Origin of the sequence: Flavobacterium polysaccharolyticum (assembly GCF_038739875.1) — a bacterium.
In the GTDB taxonomy this organism is placed as follows: Bacteria; Bacteroidota; Bacteroidia; order Flavobacteriales; family Flavobacteriaceae; genus Flavobacterium; species Flavobacterium polysaccharolyticum.
Genome location: NZ_JBCGDP010000007.1, coordinates 47,021 through 66,279, shown reverse-complemented (window position 1 = coordinate 66,279; position 19,259 = coordinate 47,021). Strand labels below are relative to the sequence as shown.

General features: G+C 34.1%; 8 protein-coding genes. All 8 read right to left on the bottom strand.

Going from position 1 to position 19,259, the window contains the following annotated elements; genetic code table 11:
- Positions 1–70 precede the first annotated feature (70 nt).
- Positions 71–1,630 carry a PNGase F N-terminal domain-containing protein gene (locus tag WFZ86_RS08775; RefSeq protein ID WP_483788275.1) on the bottom strand — a complete coding sequence of 520 codons (1,560 nt, stop codon included), beginning with the start codon at positions 1,628–1,630 and terminating at the stop codon, positions 71–73.
- A gap of 286 nt (positions 1,631–1,916) precedes the next feature.
- Positions 1,917–3,482, bottom strand: a complete 1,566-nt coding sequence (locus WFZ86_RS08770; protein ID WP_342691586.1) for a SusD/RagB family nutrient-binding outer membrane lipoprotein — start codon at positions 3,480–3,482, stop codon at positions 1,917–1,919.
- A gap of 30 nt (positions 3,483–3,512) precedes the next feature.
- The gene (locus WFZ86_RS08765) at positions 3,513–6,845 is read right to left on the bottom strand and encodes a SusC/RagA family TonB-linked outer membrane protein (RefSeq protein ID WP_342691585.1); all 3,333 of its coding nucleotides are present in this window, start codon (positions 6,843–6,845) and stop codon (positions 3,513–3,515) included.
- 785 nt (positions 6,846–7,630) lie between these two features.
- Positions 7,631–8,959, bottom strand: a complete 1,329-nt coding sequence (locus tag WFZ86_RS08760) for a sugar MFS transporter (RefSeq protein WP_342691584.1) — start codon at positions 8,957–8,959, stop codon at positions 7,631–7,633.
- Between the two features lie 237 nt (positions 8,960–9,196).
- Positions 9,197–10,792, bottom strand: a complete 1,596-nt coding sequence (locus tag WFZ86_RS08755) for a SusD/RagB family nutrient-binding outer membrane lipoprotein (protein WP_342691583.1) — start codon at positions 10,790–10,792, stop codon at positions 9,197–9,199.
- A gap of 2 nt (positions 10,793–10,794) precedes the next feature.
- On the bottom strand, positions 10,795–13,869 hold the full coding sequence (locus WFZ86_RS08750; protein WP_342691582.1) for a SusC/RagA family TonB-linked outer membrane protein: 3,075 nt from the start codon (positions 13,867–13,869) through the stop codon (positions 10,795–10,797).
- A 471-nt stretch (positions 13,870–14,340) separates the two neighbouring features.
- Positions 14,341–17,001 (bottom strand): glycoside hydrolase family 3 N-terminal domain-containing protein, encoded by a 2,661-nt coding sequence (locus WFZ86_RS08745; RefSeq protein ID WP_342691581.1) that lies wholly within the window; start codon positions 16,999–17,001, stop codon positions 14,341–14,343.
- A gap of 10 nt (positions 17,002–17,011) precedes the next feature.
- Entirely contained in the window at positions 17,012–19,255 is a 2,244-nt protein-coding gene (locus WFZ86_RS08740) for a GH92 family glycosyl hydrolase (protein ID WP_342691580.1), read from the bottom strand.
- Between the last annotated feature and the right edge of the window lie 4 nt (positions 19,256–19,259).

Here is a 19,259-nt window from a genome sequence, read left to right as displayed (position 1 = left end):
AGCATGATTTTCGGAAATTAAATTAATCACTGAATAAAAAAATCACAACAACCGTATTTTTATTTAACAATTAATTATTCAATTGTCCGACCAAAACTCCTGAAACATTCCAATGATTTGTACTAGGCCCTTCATTTGGACCTTGATCTATAACTACCTCTATCACATGATTTCCTTTTTGTAAGTCATTCAATGGAACAATGTAAGGAAAGGTTAATGTTCCCGGACACCAATTTGAACGACTTAAATCACTAGAAGATAAACCATCAGAGAAATTGCCTGAAGCAGGATTAAATAACCGATATGTGGCACAATCAGTTCGCCAAGGAATAATTTTAAAAACTTCTTTGCCATCAACAAACAACTTATTCATTCTTGGTACAAACTCATCTCCATTTCCCCAGCCCCCATGTCCTGTTGTTGTATATAAAAGCTGTAAGTTTTTTACCTCTTCCTTAATTTCGAAATTTACTTTCAAAGTATCATTAGCAAAAAGTCCACCATAATTTTGACCTGACATTTCCATAGTATTAACTGTTGAAAATAAAGGTACTATATACTTTTTCGTTTTTATGTTACTTTCATTATTCATTAATGGATAAGCATCAAATTCTAGACTTATTATATGGCCACCAGCATCATAATTACCTATAAAAACGCCAATCCAAATTTCATCTTCATCTGTAGGAACAAGAGAGGTAATGTCTTCTTTATAAACGACTTCATTTGCCCAGTTATAATTATTTATTTTTCGTTTATCATTAAAATGATTTACTCCAAATGGCGTAAAAAACCTAAGTAATTCAATTGCTGGAGAATATCCTTTTTCTTTTATAATTCCTTGATATTTATTTGCTTTACTATCTGTATAAATTGGTAATCGATCCAATCCATGTAAATAAGCATCTAATAAAGTAGTTATCTCTCTCTCTTTTTTTTCTGGAATAATGAATACTGAACCAGTCCTGTCATAGGCATCCCCATTAGACTTACAAGTTAATTTTGCAAAAACAGCATTACTGTTTTTTAATTCTGGAGTAATTTTTATTTTTTTCAGAACTACACTTCCGTTAGAAAAATGATAAACCTTATCTGAAATAAGGTCTTCTTCTTTTGGAATTATTGACTTAGAATTGAAGTTTAATTTTTCATTATCAAAAATATGCAATTTAGTATATCTAGAGTTAATGAGAATTTCTTCAAATTCTGATTTATCAACTAATACTGTCTTATCATCATAAGTAATAAATGGTTCATACTTTTTAACTTTGGTTATGGCATTAGCTGTTAAAGTCTGATTGCCATTATAAACCATTTGCAATACAAGAGCATTTCTATTTGGCAGATAATTGCTATTAGGAGTCCCTTTTACTGCAGCTTTTTCAGTGTACCAAACATCAATTCTATTTGAAAAATAAGAAAAAGAAACATGCTGACATTCATAGCCCAATATGACACGAGTATCATTTTCTTTTTTAGGAATAGGTAAACTATCAAAAGAGATTATTTTTTTGAAAACAGTATTTCGATCTTTAATAGTGCTAATGTTATAACCGTTTTTTAAATCGATGTATTGTTGAATTTTATCAGAAGGTTTTGACAAAAAAACCATCTGATTATATACATAGATTTGGGTATTCTCACCTGTTTTTTTTCCATTTTCGATTTTATCATACTCGATTTTATACGCCTCTAATTTAGTTTGAGCAACGAGAACAAAAGAAAATAATCATAATAATATGGTATTAAAAAAACGTATCATGTATTTACAAATTATATATTTTTTTATAAAATTTAAGACTGAAAACCTTTAAAAAACAGAGGTAAGAATGAACATCTTACCTCTGTGTAAATTAATAGCTATAGCTGCTTTTGATCGCACATGTTAATTATTCAACTTTCTATTGCAACTATAATTATTTTACATCCCAGAATATTTTGGTACTCAAATTATCATTTGCTTTAACAGCATTATAATTAGCCGAATTATAAACACTCTCTGAATTTGGATATGTCCAACGTGTTGGTGGTGTTTTTCTCACACTACTTGTTTCATCATCAAGAAATGACAAAACAGGGAGTTTCAGCCTTCTTTGTTCAGCCCAAGATTCATCTACTTGCATCATATTGTAGTGAATGTATTTTTGAAAAGCAATTAACTCCAATTGAGCTGCAGGCGTTATAGCTCCAGCAAAATTTATGGTTACAATGTAAGCATCAATTTCAGCTGTTGTAGGCTCTGTAGCTGGTTTCCAAGTAGTGTCATCAGCTTTATCTCCTAATCGTACATAATATTCAACTGATTGTCTGATAGCTTTTTCAAAATATGTTTTTGCCGAACTGGCATTACCTGTTCTTGAATAATACTCCGCAAGAATCAAGTTTACCTCGGCAGCATTGATTAATGTTCCCGGTAACCAATCATTTCTACTGATTACAGAACGATTATAGGTAGAAATTTTACCATCGACTATTAGCTGATCCTGAGCCGCTGATAATAGCATTGGATCAAGGCCTGTAAAAACACCGGGGGTATTAACTGCTGCTTCAAACAGCCAAGGTTTACGAGGATCATTATTCGCGTTCATGTGATCAATCATTGGTTTTGGGGCAATGTTGTTTCCTCCCTCCATTGCATCAATAAATCCAGAAGTATCTAAATCAGTGTCTTGTGTATATACTCTGAAAGCAATATTTTCAGCATTTTCATCTACAATATTTCCATCAGTAATAATTGCAGCCATCTCAGTATTGGCTCTTGCTGCAAAAGCAGGAACTCCAGAAACTCTGTTCAGCATTTTTAAGCGCAAAGAATTGCAATAATTTCTCCAACTCGTCAAGCTACCTTTATTAATTAAGTCTTGGTTTTTGAACTCTAATGCCACGCCTGCAGACAAAGTAATAGAATTCAATTCAGTAGAAAAAGCTTTCAATTGATCCAACATCAGGGTATATAACTCCGTTTGATTATCATACTTTGCTAATGCAGCAGCATAATCGCCCCCCGTTGAACTAATTTTACCCGCTTGAGAAAAAGGGATATCACCAAAGTTATCAATCATTTTTTGAGTATGATCGTATAAATAAATAGTCGAAGCAATCGTATAGATTCTATTTTCAGTTTGCATAGCTGCGGGCAAAGTAGCCATCACTTTTTCCAACTCTCTATATTGAGCCATAAATTTATAAAACCTATCCCATCTATACACTGTTGCTGCACCTGGAACATAGCGCCCTTGTCTGTTTGTAAATCCATGCGACTGAGTGTAGGATAGAGAAGTCGATTGAAGAACAGTAAAATAATTCCAATAAGACGGTATTACATCCTCAAAATTAATTTTCAAGAATCCTGCAAATTGTTTAGGAACGGTTGTTGTTTCAACCGTTGACGGATTTTTATATGCCTCTGAGAAATCGTCATTCGAACAAGAACTCAAAAAGACAACAGCAGTTGTTAACGATATATATAATAATTTTTTCATATTGTTTTTTTAAAATTATAATTTAATAAACTAAAAAGATGCTCTTAACATACACCCAATACTTCTAGTCGCTGGATTGGTACCCGCATTGGTAATGTTTTGAGACCATTTAGAACCCGCAGTAGTAGCCTCAGGATCCATATCCTTAATTGATCTGTAGATGAAGAACAAATTACGTCCATAAGCAGAAAAACTTAATCTAGAAGCACCAATTTTACTAGCCCAAGCAATTGGCAAACTATAAGTTAACGATACTTCTCTCATTTTTATATAATTATTTTCCTGGATATATAACTCATAACGGGAACTACTATATTGAGGGCCTCCCCAGTTATAAGTCATATTATAATATCCAGCCTGAGAGATTACATTAGTATTTACTTTGCCATCTGCTGTAACACCTTCCATCAACATCCCATCACGATATAATGTTTGCCCACCTGGTCCTGAAGTAGCGCTATTAGGGACTTGAACTCCCTGACCATTAGCATCTTTATAATACGTTAAGCCTCCACGTTCATTTGTACTGTAGTTCAATGTTTCTTCTGTCAATCCTCTTGATTTCATCCAGTTAATCCCAGTTGGCATCAAATATCCTCCATAAGAATAATCAATATTAAGATCTAAAGTGAAATTTTTATATGTAAATGAATTGATCAAACCTCCAACACCTTGAGGCATAGCTGTTCCGTATTTTTCCCATTTATCTCCATCAATCATATAAAAACCATTAGAGTCAACCATTTTATTACCATTAACATCTGTCTTAACAGGGTGTGCATAAATACCTCCCATTGGATCACCTACTACAGATTTCAATTGTGCAGCAGACCCATCGTAATCAGCATGTAATAATTCAGATGCTCCGTTAGCCAATTTCACTACTTTGTTTATATTTTTAGCCCAGTTCAAAGTAATATCCCAAGAAAAAGAATCTGTTTTTATTGGAGTACCCGTCAAAGCGATTTCAACTCCTTGGTTACTCAATTCTCCAACATTAGCTAAGATGGACGACGCTCCAGTTGTAGGTGCCAATGTCAAATCCAAAATCTGATCATAAACATGCGCATTATAGTACGAAAGATCTAATCCTAATCTGCCTTTAAAGAACTTAGTTTCAAAACCAAACTCATATTCATTTTTCATCTCAGGTTTTATTCCTTCATTACCATAATTATTCATAGAATTTGTTATCAACACTGGAGTAGTTGTACCTTGATTACCAAGTGTATTTTGATTAAAAGCTACGTTAGCTTTATAAATTTCTGGGTAATTACCCACAATACCCCAAGAAGCACGTAGTTTTGCATAACTGATTACTTCTGGCAATGTAAATGCATCTGACAATACTAAAGAGGAGTTTACAGAAGGGTACGTGAATGTATTATTTTTAGGATTCATAGTAGAAGTACGATCCTTTCTTATTGTTCCTTCAACGAACAAGTAATTTTTGTAGCTAGCGTTTATTGTTCCAAATACAGCATCTTTTACAACTTCATATTTTGCATCAGTACTTCTTGGAATGTTTACGGAAGCATTCATATCGTACCAGCCTTCAACGCTCAAACCTCCATCTGTAAATCTTGACAAACTAAATCCAGTTTCTTTTGTTGCATTATACCCTGCTTGAGCTCCCAATGCGAAATCATCATTAATTTTCTTGTTATAAATCAACATCACATCTCCATAAAGAATATTGTAGTTTTTAGTTTCCATTTCATAAGATCCAGAACCAAATCCATAAACCAATGGTCTCTCAACTGGTCTTTTAGTTTCAACATTTATTGACGTTAGATCAGTAGAAGCACGCCCACGTAATTTCAAATCATTATAAATAGTATAAGTTTCCGTAACACTAGCAATTAAACGGTTTGTAATTTCATCTTGCTGAATCGCATTCGTATACCAGAAATAATCCGCGATGTCTGACCTGAAACCATTACGAATAATATTTTCATTTGGAGTCAAACTTTGATTACTACCAGTAACATACTTATATCCTAAACTAGTTTTATATTTATCTTTGTACCAATCACCATTAGCAAACGGACCAAGCATACCTGTAAAGTTATTTATCAATCGATCTGTACCAACAGCACGATTATGGACATCTTGATTCATATAACTAACGATTATATCCGTTTTCAAATTTTCGCCAGTTTTAAATGATGTGTTTAGATTAAGAGTATTTTTTTTATTCATGTTACCCATACTCAAACCTTGTGATTCGTTGTGAGTATATGAAAAACGAATACTGCTATTATCTGTATTATTAGAAAGTGCAACATTTGTTACCCCGTCCCATGAATATTGAAACATATTTTTGTATCCGTCTCTTTGAGCTGAATATGGACGAATGACACCATCCCAAGTCATAATAGGCTGACCATCGAACCAATTCCCAAAATTAGAACTCCCATTTGGAGTCCCTCTCGTCTCAGCTACACCATCACCGTCGGTATCGTAACGAGCAAAACCATCTGGACCCAAATATGCTGAAGGAGCATAGGCTGGATTGGCATAACCTGGCCCTCTTTCATATTGGAATCTTGGCAAATATGCTATTTCATTTGTTGCATAACTTGTACTGAAATCAATACCGAAACCTTTTTTTCCTTTACCAGATTTAGAAGTAATTAATACTACACCGTTTACAGCCTCTGAACCATATAATGCAGCAGCCGAAGCGCCTTTAAGAATAGAAATACTTTCAATATCTTCAGGATTAATATCTGCCAAACCATTGCTTCTAATACGCTGATCATTCCAATAATCATTATTCTTTGTATCCCCATCACGAATCGGCACACCATCAAGAATGATAAGCGGCTGGTTTTTACCTGTTATAGAGTTAACACCACGTATCTGGATATTAATATTTCCAGCTCCACCTGGAGTAGAAGTGATTCGAACCCCTGGAGCTTTTCCGTAGATAGAGTTAGCAATGGTAGCTGAACCTGTCTTCACGATAGCATCAGACTTAATCACACTGGTAGAATATCCTAAAGATTTTTTCTCTTTACTTTGACCCAATGCAGTTACAACAACTTCATGAAGATTTTCAGAGGATGATATCAATTTTACATTAAGAACAGAAGAACCAGTTAGTGTAACTTCCTTTGTCACAAATCCTACATAAGAAACCATTAATACCACAGACAAATTTGGCACCTTAAGACTATAGGCGCCATCAAAATCTGCAGAAGCACCAGTTGACGATCCTTTAACAATAATAGTGGCTCCTGGCAAAGGCATACCAGCAGCATCTGTAATTTTACCTGTGACTGTAATGTTTTGTGATTTAGCATATTGAAAACTAAATAAACAAAATACAAGCAGTAGTTTTAATAGTTTTTGAATCATAATTAGTTTTTTTTTATAGATTTTACTTAAATTAGTTAACTATAGGTTAATAGTTTGTTAAATTTAAAACTATGTTTTTGTTATGTCTACGAAATTTCGACCAATAACAAATTTGAAAAGGTGTTAGTATGTTTTTTAGTGTTTTTTAAACAAAAAAACTTTATTTAACAACTTATTAATAACAAAAACCACAAAATGATAATTATTCAATAATGCTTTGGCATATTTATAATCCAAAATTACATATCAGACATCGTAGCGAAACTGAATTCTTCAATAAAAGCAACAGCTAATGGACTATTTTAAAGAAGGAAGCAGGGTCCATTGAATACCTATAAAAATATAGTACAATGAGATACTACTTTTGTATTTTGAATTCAAAAATTGGAATAAGTTCTTGGTTTTGAAGAAGACATCGAAGATTACATTTAACCTAAACAACAATATTAAAAACAAATGAAATTTATTCACTGAACTCCGATATAAAAAAATAAACATGGTGAAGTAATTTAGTTGTAGTAGATTTCTAATGCAGAATCTGGGCCTAAATAAAAAGCATCAACCTTAAAGTAGAGGTTAATGCTTTTAATTGAGGTTATCCTTGAAAAGAATCGTTTGGAAGTGGATAGAAACTGAGTATGGATCAATTTCAAAAGCGGATTATTTTCGGGAAATTGAAAAAACTATACTTTAAGCAGCAGTAATGTTTGAATTGCTTTTATATTACTTTTTGTGAATAAAATACAATTCAAAAACATACTCTTTAACTTGTTTTATGAGCATTATTATTTCTTTACTCCTAACTTGTGTCCTGCAATGGCGTAATATAATATCATACTATAACACGGTAATAAAATCCAATATCCTTGAGTAGAAGCTGATGCTGTAGCCAATGCTTCACTTACTCCTTGAGCAATACTATCTGCTTTATTAGAATCTACAAATTTGCCATATAGTGGAGGAATAATTGCTCCTCCAGAAATTGCCATGACCAACAAGGCAGAGGCTGTTTTTGTGAATCTCCCCAGTCCATTTAATGCTAAAGGCCAAATCGCTGGCCAAACTAAAGCGTTTGCAATTCCTAATGCTGCTACAAATAAAATGGAAGTAAAACCTGTTGTAAGTACAATACAAAACGTCAAAATAATACCCAAAATAGCACTTACTCTTAACGCGAGAGCTTGAGTAATGTATTTTGGAATTAAAAAAACACCCAAAGCATAAGTTAGAACCATCGCCAATAATGTAAATGTGGTAAAAAATTTAGCATCAGCAGCAGGAAACCCTAACGATATACCATAGGCTATAATAGTATCACCCGCAATAACTTCAACGCCAACATACATAAAAAGAGTCAATACCCCTAGCCATAAATGCGGAAAATGAAATATACTAGCTTTTGTTGAATCTTCCTCTTTTCGTGATTCAGTAGATGAAGCTTCAACATCAGGCAACGGTGCTTTTCTTATCAATATTCCAAGAACAAATAAAACAACCGCCATTGTTACATAAGGCATAACAACACTATTTGCCATTGTATCTAATAATTCCGCTTTTTCAGTTGCATTGACTTTACTTAGTTTTTGTTGAATTTCATCTATTCCAGACAGCAAAAGTGAGCCAAAAATAAGTGAGCCTAGAGCACCCGCAATTTTATTTGCAATCCCCATTATGGAAATACGCTTAGCAGCACTATCAATGGGGCCTAAAATTGTTATATACGGATTTGATGCGGTTTGTAATAAGGTCATTCCTGCTCCTTGAATAAAAATACCCGTTAAAAACATCCAATATGTTCTTGCCTCTGCGGCTGGTATAAAAACCAAGGCTCCAAACCCCATGATAAACAGCCCTAAAGACATCCCTTTTTTGTATCCAATATTTGTTAATATATAAGATGCTGGCAAAGCCATAATCACAAAAGAGATATAGGATGCCGAAGCAACTAAAAGAGATTGTGCAGACGTTAGTTCACTTATGGTTTTCATAAATGGAATCAAAGCTCCATTAATCCAAGTAACAAATCCTAAAATAAAAAAAAGGCCACCAATTATCATAATTGGAATAAATGTCGTTTTTTTTGTATGTAATTGTGATTCTATATCACTAGTCATAATTGTATTTTTTTGCAGTTAAATCGAAATTTTTTATGAAATACTAAAAAGCAATAAGTATTGACTTTTGAAACATCTTTTACTTCAACCATACCAAATAAAACCCATTAAAGATTAAAGATGATGAAATTCTATACATAAATATGATGTAATAGATTATGGAAAGAGTAATTACTAATAAAGTTAAAAGGAGAGTCACCTCTCCTTTTAACAGAATTATAAATCAATAAATTATTATTATTTGTCCCACCATATTTTAGTAATCCATGTATCTCCACCCATGTTAGAAACTGCTTGATTATAACTTGCAGTATTATTACTTCCTTCGGTAGATGGATAAACCTGTCTCGTAGGTATTCTACCTGAACTAAAGTTTCCAGGGTAATTTACTGGTGTTAGTACAGGATAATCAGATCTTTTCCAGTTGTTCCATGCTTCAACCCAATTTCCTGTTAGTCCAGTAGTAGCCCAAATTTGCTCATTAATCATTTTTAATGAAGCATTTGTTGAAGTCACATCTAATGGGTGTGCTGCGGCATAGAATGTAGCATCTCCAGTAGTAATTTGTGCACCTCCAAATTTGTTTAAAGTCAACATCGCTCCCGTCAATCCGTTATTGTAATATTGACTAGCGGTTCCTGACACAGAATATCCTCTTACAGCAGCTTCTGCTAATAACAATTGAACTTGAGCATAAGTTAAAATAAAAACAGGAGTAGTTCTATTTCTATACATTGGTGTAGGTCTAGAATAATTACCTATTGCTGCAATATTAGAACCTGTACCAGTAGCCCCAGGATAATTAGGTTCTAAACTTACATCTCTAGCACCACCTTTAGTGTCATAGCCATTAGGGAAACCTATTTGAACAGCCGTATTTGTGTTACCTCCTGTGTATAAAAAATTTGCAGTAAGACCAGCAGCTGGAACTTCGGCTACAACAGGTAGACGCAAATCATTGTTAGTTTTTAGATAATCAATCAATGTTTTTGACCAACGTACTTCATAAACATCTCCAGAAACAGTAAAAGAAGCACCATTACCATTATCAAAACCATTTGCATCATCAGTAGGTGAAATAGCTTCATCAGCAATAGAAGCAAAAACACCCCCAGCAGCGGCAATTTCAGCATATTTTTTTGCATTAACAGGATCAGCAGCCGTTAAACGCATGGCCATTTTCAACATCAAGGAATAACCAAAAGAACGCCATTTAGCAATATTCCCATTGTAATAAATATCACTAGTTGGTTTATCTTTAGAAGCATCTAATTTCAAAATTGCAGCCTCTAAATCAGCTAACATTTTTGGATATAAATCTTGTTGTTTATCATACTTTGGTTGAGAAACATTTTGATCCAACATTAAAGCCTCTGAATAAGGAACATCACCATAAACATCTGATATATAAGAAATAGACATTATTTTTACAATTGTTCCAATAGCGGCTAGATTTGGCATATCTTTTTGAGACGCCAACTTAGACATCTGATTTGCTGTTGAAGCAGCTGTATAAACACCATTCCAAATTCTCTGAACATAATCAAATGTACCTCCTGTTGGGACATATTTATCTCCACCATCATAATAATTAGCTCCACCTGTAGAAGGAGATGCTAAAAGTTGCACCCACATACTTTGAAACAAAATTGGCCCTTCGTAACCTACAGTTCTTTGTCCATAATCATAAAGAGCCCTCGGTAAAAGTAGATTGGGGTCAAATATTTCTGATCCCGCTTTTGTTGGATCTGTATTAATTTCTTCAAAATTGCTATCGCATGAAATTAGCAAACCACTAACTACCACAAACAATATTTTAATATATTTAGTCATAATTATTTTATTTTAAAGTTAACATTTAGACCAAAAGAGCTTGTAGAAGGCAAGCTAGTCCCTTCAATTCCATAATATTTTACGTTAGAACCAAAACTACTTTCTGGGTCTATATTGTCTGCTTTACGCATTAATATTCCAAGATTTCTTGCAACAAATGAAACATCAATTCCTTGTAAGAATGAAACTTTACGTACTAAGTCTTTAGGGAATGAATATCCAAAAGATAATTGTCTAAATTTGATAAAATCACCACTAACTATACTTGTACTTGTAATATTACGAGCTTCTGCTTGATAATAATTTTCGGCCGTAGCTGTAATTCCGTTATTTGTAATACCTGTTTCTCTTCCTACTAGTGTAGCTTGATGTAATCCTCGTAAACGAGAATAGTATTCAGTTGCAGAAATTACTTTATTACCATAATTAAAGTCAATTAAGAAAGCGAGGTTAAAATTTTTGTACTTAAATTCATTATTCCATCCTCCATAAAAAGTGGGCAAAACAGAACCAAAGTTTTTAAATTCTCCTCTTACTGGCAATCCAGCTGCATCAACTTGTATACTACCATCAGCATTATAAGCATAATCATAAGCTCTAATTTGAGGTCCAGCTTCACCTACAACATATGCAGTAACAGCATTTCCTAGAGTTCCACGATTACTTCCCAAAATAATTGGGGTCTTATCTGCATTCGTAGCTAATACTTTATTCTTGAAATTTGTCGTATTTAAACTAGTTGTCCAAGTAAAATTATCTGTTTTAACAGGAACCCCAGTTACACTAATCTCTAATCCTTTATTTTCGATCGAGGCACTTGCCACTACACCCGTAGCAAATCCAGTAGCTCTACTATATTCTGCATTTAAAATCTCATCGTGAGAAGTTTTTTTATAATAAGATGCATCAAATGTTAATCTACTTTTGAAAAATCTAAGATCTAAACCTACTTCTATCTCATCTACAGTAAATGGTTTTAAAAGTGTAGGAAGTGTTGAAGGAATTGACCCTGTTGAATAACTCACTCCGTTAGTTACTAATGAATTTCCAGAATTGAAATATAAAGAATTTGTATAAGGAGTAGCTTCACCACTTGTTACAGCGTATGATAATCTTACTTTTCCAAAATCTAATGCCTCCATTTTTAATAAATCATTAAAGATAAACGCTCCAGAAACTGATGGTGTAAATACTGCATTATCAGAAGAAGAAGCAGAAGACAATGAAGAATAAACATCATAACGACCAGTTGTTGTTAAGGTTAGGTATTTTGTATAGCCAAAATCTAAAGAATAAAATGCAGAATGACTTTCACTTCCTGAATAATTATACTCTCTATTGAAATTAACGACATTATTTGGAGTATATAAATAAGGTAGAACAAATGGACCTCCACCAACTTTTATTCTTTCATATTTATTTTGTCTAATATTAGCCCCCGCTAATGCATCGATTGAAAAATCTTCACCAAATTTAAATTTAGCTCCAAAAAGCCCATCAAGATTTAGCTCTGAACGAGTAGATTGTCCTTGACTGTCTAATCCACCACGTTTATTTAAGGTGTAATCTAATCCCCAAGGATTCACACTAAATTCGGTATCATGAGAAACATCATTACCTAATCTTACCATTGCATAAATATCATCCGTAAAACTATACTTAGTTGATAATACAGAAATGGTTCTTTTTCTAGTAGGATCCTCAACCCCTCTATTTGCAATAAAATATGGATTGGTCACATAAATATCATCACTAAAAACGATTTCATTCCCTGTCACTGGATCATAACCTGGTGCAAAAATATTGTGATCTACGTTTGGCGCCAAGAATAAAAAGTTATTTGGATTTTTTGGACCATCACTTAAAAAAGACCTGTTGTTTGAACGTTCGTCTGTGTAGTTTATAGAAGCTGCAACGTTGAGTTTCTCAGTAATATTTTGATCAGCACTTAAATTAATAGTTGTACGTTTCAAACCACTATTAGGTACTATCGATTTAGAATCTAAATTAGATACGGACAAACGAAATGCCCCTTCTGCCATTCCCTTAGAAATAGAAACAGTATTTGTAAAATTTGTTCCTGTTCTATAAAAGTCAATATAGCTTTCATTAGCTTTACCATACGTGTATTGCTTTCCGTCAAAACCAATTACTGAACTACCATCTAATTTACCTCCCCAAGCCATTCTATTGGTTGCTAAAGCTGCTCCTGTGGTTAGAGGCTTTGCACCGCCAGTTCCTTGACCATATTGATCTTGAAAATCTGTAAAATCAACTGGAGCATCTGCCATAAAATTAGAATTAAAACTAATTTCATAATCACTCCCTTTTTTTCCTTTTCTTGTAGTAATAAGAATAACACCATTTACAGCTCTAGCGCCATAAAGAGCAGATGCTGACTGACCTTTAAGAACCGTCATTTTCTCAATATCATCTGGATTAATATTTCCAATTCCATCTCCTTGGTCAGCTCCTCCCCACTCTCCAGCAGAACCTCTTTGTGTATTATCCATAGGAATACCATCAATTACATACAATGGATTACCTCCACTAGTAACTCCAGATATACCTCTCAAAAGAACTTTTGATGTTCCTCCAGCACCACTATTAGTACCTCTTACCACAAGACCAGAAACACGACCCGATAAACTATTAGCTACGTTCGTCTCTCTTGCTTTGTTCAAGTTATCACCTCCTACAGTAGCTACTGCATACCCTACTTTTCGTTGATCTTTAGAAATACCCAAGGCCGTTACAACAACTTCCCCTAACTGATTTGGACTTTCTGCTAAAGCTACATTTATAGTAGTTTCATCAGAAACAGCAACTTCTTTTGTAATAAAACCAATATAGGAAATCACTAAAATCGCAGAACTATTGGGTGACTTAATACTATATTTCCCATCAAATCCTGTTGACACTCCATTTTTCGTTCCCTTTATTGTAACATTAGCACCAGAAATGGGAAGACCATTTGCCGCATCTGTTACAATTCCCGATACTGTAGTCTGTGCCTCAAGGTTTTGAAAACCAAACAAGCAAAAAACAAACAGTATTTTTAACACGTTTTGAATCATAAATTTAATTTTTTTAGTTAATGGATATTTTAAAGTTAATTGTTAGTTAAAAGTAAACACCAAAGACGTTAACTATAATATAATTTCGACGAACAACAATTATTAAAAGATATAAGTAGTCTTTTAAAATAAAAACCATAAAAACTACCATCGATTAATCAGTTTCCTTATGCTATTTTTAATTTTTGATCTATATAATTAAGCATAACAAACCAAAATTGCTCTTTTACATAACAAACACTTTATATTCTATTCGTGTTATTTTATGACTAAAAAAAAATATTTTAAAAAAAACTATACCATAAAAAGAAATTTAATTAGCATAAAAAATAATATAGGATATTAACCATTTGTTAATTCAATCAATAGTCAAACTCGTTTCTTAATATCAAAAGCACTATCCCTAATAAAAAAAGAGGGAGTCACAAACAATGAGACTCCCTCTTTTCGGTTGATCTATTAACTGTTAAATCAATTTAGCACTTTAAAATTTAATTTCAACAAATCTGTAGCATTTCCACCAACCATAACTTCAAAATCGCCTGGCTCTACTACTCTTTTCATTTCTCTATTCCATATGGATAACTCATCCGCTGTCAATGTAAATTCAACCTTTTTTGTTTCGCCTTTTTCGATGAATAACCTTTTAAAACCTTTTAATGTTTTTCTTGGGGTTGTTACACTGCTGTAAACATCATTGATGTACAATTGTACAACCTCATCTCCACCATAATTTCCAATATTTTTAACATTTACACTAACTTTCAATTCGCCGTCAGCTTTGATTTCTTTGGTAGTAATAGCAAAATTTGAATATTCGAACTTGGTATAGCTTAAACCATAACCAAATGTATAAAGCGGGTTTTCACTTTCAGAGACATACCTATGAATCGCAGATGGTTTTTGGTTGTAATATATAGGTAGCTGTCCAACAGATTTTGGAACAGTAATGGGCAACCTACCACCAGGATTATAATCTCCAAACAAAACATCGGCAACAGCCTTTCCTCCTGCTTCTCCAGGAAACCAAGCTTCTACAAGAGCAGGAATATTTTCGCTAATCCAATTTGTCGAAAGCGGACGCCCATTTAATAAAACACAAACTACCGGAGTTCCTGTTTTTTGAATTGCTTCGATCAATTCCTGTTGCATTCCGTGTAAATCTAATGAAGCAACATCTCTATTTTCTTCGACCAATTCGTTTGATTCTCCTAGAACCACAATCGCTACATCAGCTTTTTTAGCAATGTCAATTGCTGGCTGAAAGTTTACTTTTTCGAGATTCCAGCGTAAGTGTGCTCTGGCTCCCCAGCCGCCTTCCCACATTTCGATGCGGACTTTGTATTTTTTACCTGCTTCAATATTTTTTGGAGTTGTAACGATACTTGTCGCCCCTTTTGTCCAATTGTCAATAACCAATTGATCGTCAATCCACATTCTAATTCCATCATCAGAACTTAAACCTAACCAGCCATCAAAGGCTTTATCAGATTTTATGTAACCCGTCCAGCGAATAGAGAAATCGTCATCTGTAACACCTGTTCCAGGAGACCATGGCCAGTCAAATTCTAATTGATTATCGATGCGAGTTAATACAGGAGTTCCTTCTACATTTCTATTGTTGAAATATTCACCTTTCAATCCGTTTTGACCTTCGTCTGGAGTAAATAAATATTTTGATGGAATAATTTGTCCTTTTACAATTAAAGGGACACCTTCTTCGTAAAGAACATTAGTTTTGGCACCAGCAACTTGTTTAATACCTTCCAGCACTGTAGTACCTACTTTATTTTTTACCGCATATCCTCCCAATCTTGAAGCATCAGCATTTGGTCCGATAACTGCAATAGTTTGAATATCCTTTTTTAAAGGCAACACATTGTTTTCGTTTTTTAATAAAATAATCGATTTATGTGCTGCTTCCAGGGCGATATCCTGATTTTCTTTGGTATGAAAACGCTCTTTAATTAAGTTTTTATCTGTGTACGGATTTTCAAATAATCCTAATAAGAATTTCAATCTTAAAACTCCTCCGGCAGCACGATCAATCTGCTCCATTGTCAATTTTTTTTCATTTACCAATTCTATAAGGCTTGTCTGCCAAAACTCATTTGTAAAATCATAAAACTGCATATCAACGCCAGCAGCAATAGCTGTTCTGATACTTTCTTTTGGAGAATCTGTAACATAATGTGTGGTTTGAAGGTATTTAATAGCACCCAAATCTGAGACTACAATTCCTTTAAAGCCCCATTCTTTTCTCAGAACATCTGTCAGCAGCCAATGATTTGCTGCACAAGGAATTCCATCTAATTCAGAATACGCACACATAGTTCCCAATGCTCCACCTTTTCTAAATGCTTTTTCAAAAGAAGGAAGATGGTCCTCTCTAGCCGAACGCTCTCCTACTAAAATTGGAGAAGAATTCCCCCCTGCCTGTGGAATACCGTGAACGGCAAAGTGTTTTGGTTCTGCAATAATAGTACGATCAGATTTTAAATCATCACCCTGCATTCCTTTGATCATGGCCAAACCAATTTCACTGTTTAAATAGGCATCTTCCCCAAAAGTTTCTGCAACTCTTCCCCAGCGTGGTTCACGACCCAAATCTAAATTTGGACCTAAACCAAAATGAACGCCATGCGCTCTTGCCTCCATAGCAATTACTTTTCCAACTTTGTCCATTATATTAATATCCCAAGTTGCTCCTAAACCAATATTCATTGGAAAAGCCGTACTTCCGTCATCTAAATAACCATGGAGCATCTCGCACATAATAAGTGCAGGAATCCCCCAACGGTTTCCTTTTATTACTTCAGTTTGAAGATCATTGATCATTTTTGCCGAACGAGGATAAACATCATGAATCGCTCCAATTCCTAATTTTCCAATTTTAGCTGTTGATTTTGACTTCGAAAAATTCTCTTCATCCTTAAAAAATTCGCCTTTGTACATATCCATTTGGCGCACCTTTTCTTCTAGGCTCATTCGGCTTAACAAATCTTTTACTCTATCTTCTACAGGCATTTTAGCATCCTGATAGGGATATTTTTTCTGCGCTGAACTTTGGATGAAAAAACCTAAAACCATTACTAAAACAATGGTCGTCTTTTTTGTTCTTAATCGTAACATAGTTCTGATTTTAATTTTGAATCACTTTAAGCTTTTTCCCATTCACAAAGTCTTCATGAGAGATAAAAAAACTATTATGCACTTTTCCGTTTAATTGAATTTCCTTGATTTTTCCATCATTGTTGGTTTCCCGTTCAATTACAATACTTTCTTTTTTATAATATTTTGTATCTAATTTGATTGTTACTTTATCAAACATTGGCGTTGTGATTGTATAAACTGGGTCACCTGGCGAGATTGGATAAATCCCCATCATTGAATACACCAACCAAGCCGACATTGTTCCTGTATCATCGTTTCCGGGTAATCCTTTGGGCTTATTCTGGAAATATTCTCTAACCAGTTTTTTTACATTTTCCTGAGCTTTCCATTCTTGACCTTTTACATAATTAAACAAATAAGGATAAGCAATATCCGGCTCGTTTGCCATATCAAATTGTTTGCTATCAAAAACTTTTTGCAGCTGATCTGAGAACGCTTTATCTCCTCCCATTAATTTTTTAAGTCCGACAATATCATGCGGAATCATAAAAGCATATTGCCATGCGTTTCCTTCGATAAAACCAACATTTTCTTCAAAATTGGCGCCAGATAAGGGATCAAATGGCTCATACCATTTCCCGTTTGCTAATCTTGGACGCAGTAGTTTTAAATTTTTATCGAATAATTTTCGGTATGACAATGAACGATTTTTGAAACGTTCTGCATCGGCTGTTTTCCCTAAGGCTTTAGCCAAAAGTGAAATGGAATAATCCGAAGCATTGTATTCCTGAGTTGTCGAAACCGGTCCGCGATTATCTGTTGTCAAATATCCTTTCTCGATATAATCCTTAAGTCCTGGACGAAGCGGATTATTTTCAATTTGGTCAGCTCCTTTCAGCATCGCTTTGTAGGCTTTTTGCACATCAAAATCCTGAATCCCTTTCAGGTAAGTATCTGCAATAACAATACTTGCAGGATCACCAACCATGGTAAATGTTTCAGTTGAATTTAGTTCCCATTTTGGTAACCAGCCATTTTCATCATACATTTCCAGCATACTTTTAACCATATTTGATTGCTGTTGTGGATAGACCAATGACATTAGCGAATGTAAATTTCTATAGGTATCCCATAAAGAAAAAACCGTGTAACGCGTTCCGTCAGTTTTGCCAGTTTTACCTCTTTTTATTTCAGGATATTCTCCGTTAACATCATTTAAAGTATTTGGATGAATTAAAGTGTGGTATAAAGCCGTATAAAAAATAGTCTTATCGTCTTTCGAACTGCCTTCTACCAAAATTTTAGAAAGTGCCGCGTTCCATTCGTCATAGGTTTCTTTATAAACAGCGTCAAAAGATTTGTTTCTGGTTTCTTGTTCTAAGTTTTCTCGTGCATTTTCAATACTTACATACGAAATACCGACTTTAACTTCAACCGTTTCTTCTTTATCAAATTTATAAGAGAAATACGTTCCGATGCTGTCACCAACTACTGTTTTAATGGTATTTTCCATCATTCGGGTTTTTCCGTTATACGTCATCCATTGCGCTTCAACGCCTTCATATTTTGATGGCTTTTTCCAAACTCCAAATTTATCTGCAGGCTTAGAAAATTTTGCCACAAAATAAACTGGATAAGCCTCTTCGGGACTATTATAGCAAAAAGAACCAACAGAACGCATTCCTTCAATTTCAGTTGGCGACACCACTTTTACCATAGCACCTTCTTCATTTGTCAAACCTAGACCCAGATTTAATAAAATATTAGATTCCCCTTTCGGGAAAGTAAATTTGCTTACACCGACTCTTTTAGATGCAGTAAATTCTGCTTTGATATTATACTTATCAATGTTTAGCCCGTAATAAGCTGTTTTGGCTACTTCGTTTGAATAAGCTGAACCATATTTTAAATGATTCGTTTCTACAGTTCCAGTAGTTGGCATTAATACAATAACACCCAATTCAGGACAGCCAACACCACTTAAATTCACCTGACTAAAACCTGTTAAAAATGTATTTTCGTTTACATACGGATTTGATAACCAGCGGCTGTCTTTTTCTAAGGGCAAGTTTTGAGGACCAGCAACATTAAACGGACTGATACTAGCCATCCCTCTTGGAGCAATAGGTCCAGGAAAGGCCGCTCCATAATTAGAAGTTCCAATAAACGGATTCACATAATCTGCTGGTTGTTGTGCAAAAATAGTCACGCTAAAAAACAGCATGAAAAAGATACGTGCTGGTATTGCTATTATTTTTTTAATTGAAAACATATTT

Bases quoted from the DNA above. Each gene is read 5' to 3' on its own strand.
- WFZ86_RS08770 (WP_342691586.1), bottom strand. From the start codon at position 3,482: ATGAAAAAATTATTATATATATCGTTAACAACTGCTGTTGTCTTTTTG.
- WFZ86_RS08765 (WP_342691585.1), bottom strand. From the start codon at position 6,845: ATGATTCAAAAACTATTAAAACTACTGCTTGTATTTTGTTTATTTAGT.
- WFZ86_RS08760 (WP_342691584.1), bottom strand. From the start codon at position 8,959: ATGACTAGTGATATAGAATCACAATTACATACAAAAAAAACGACATTT.
- WFZ86_RS08755 (WP_342691583.1), bottom strand. From the start codon at position 10,792: ATGACTAAATATATTAAAATATTGTTTGTGGTAGTTAGTGGTTTGCTA.
- WFZ86_RS08750 (WP_342691582.1), bottom strand. From the start codon at position 13,869: ATGATTCAAAACGTGTTAAAAATACTGTTTGTTTTTTGCTTGTTTGGT.
- WFZ86_RS08745 (WP_342691581.1), bottom strand. From the start codon at position 17,001: ATGTTACGATTAAGAACAAAAAAGACGACCATTGTTTTAGTAATGGTT.
- WFZ86_RS08740 (WP_342691580.1), bottom strand. From the start codon at position 19,255: ATGTTTTCAATTAAAAAAATAATAGCAATACCAGCACGTATCTTTTTC.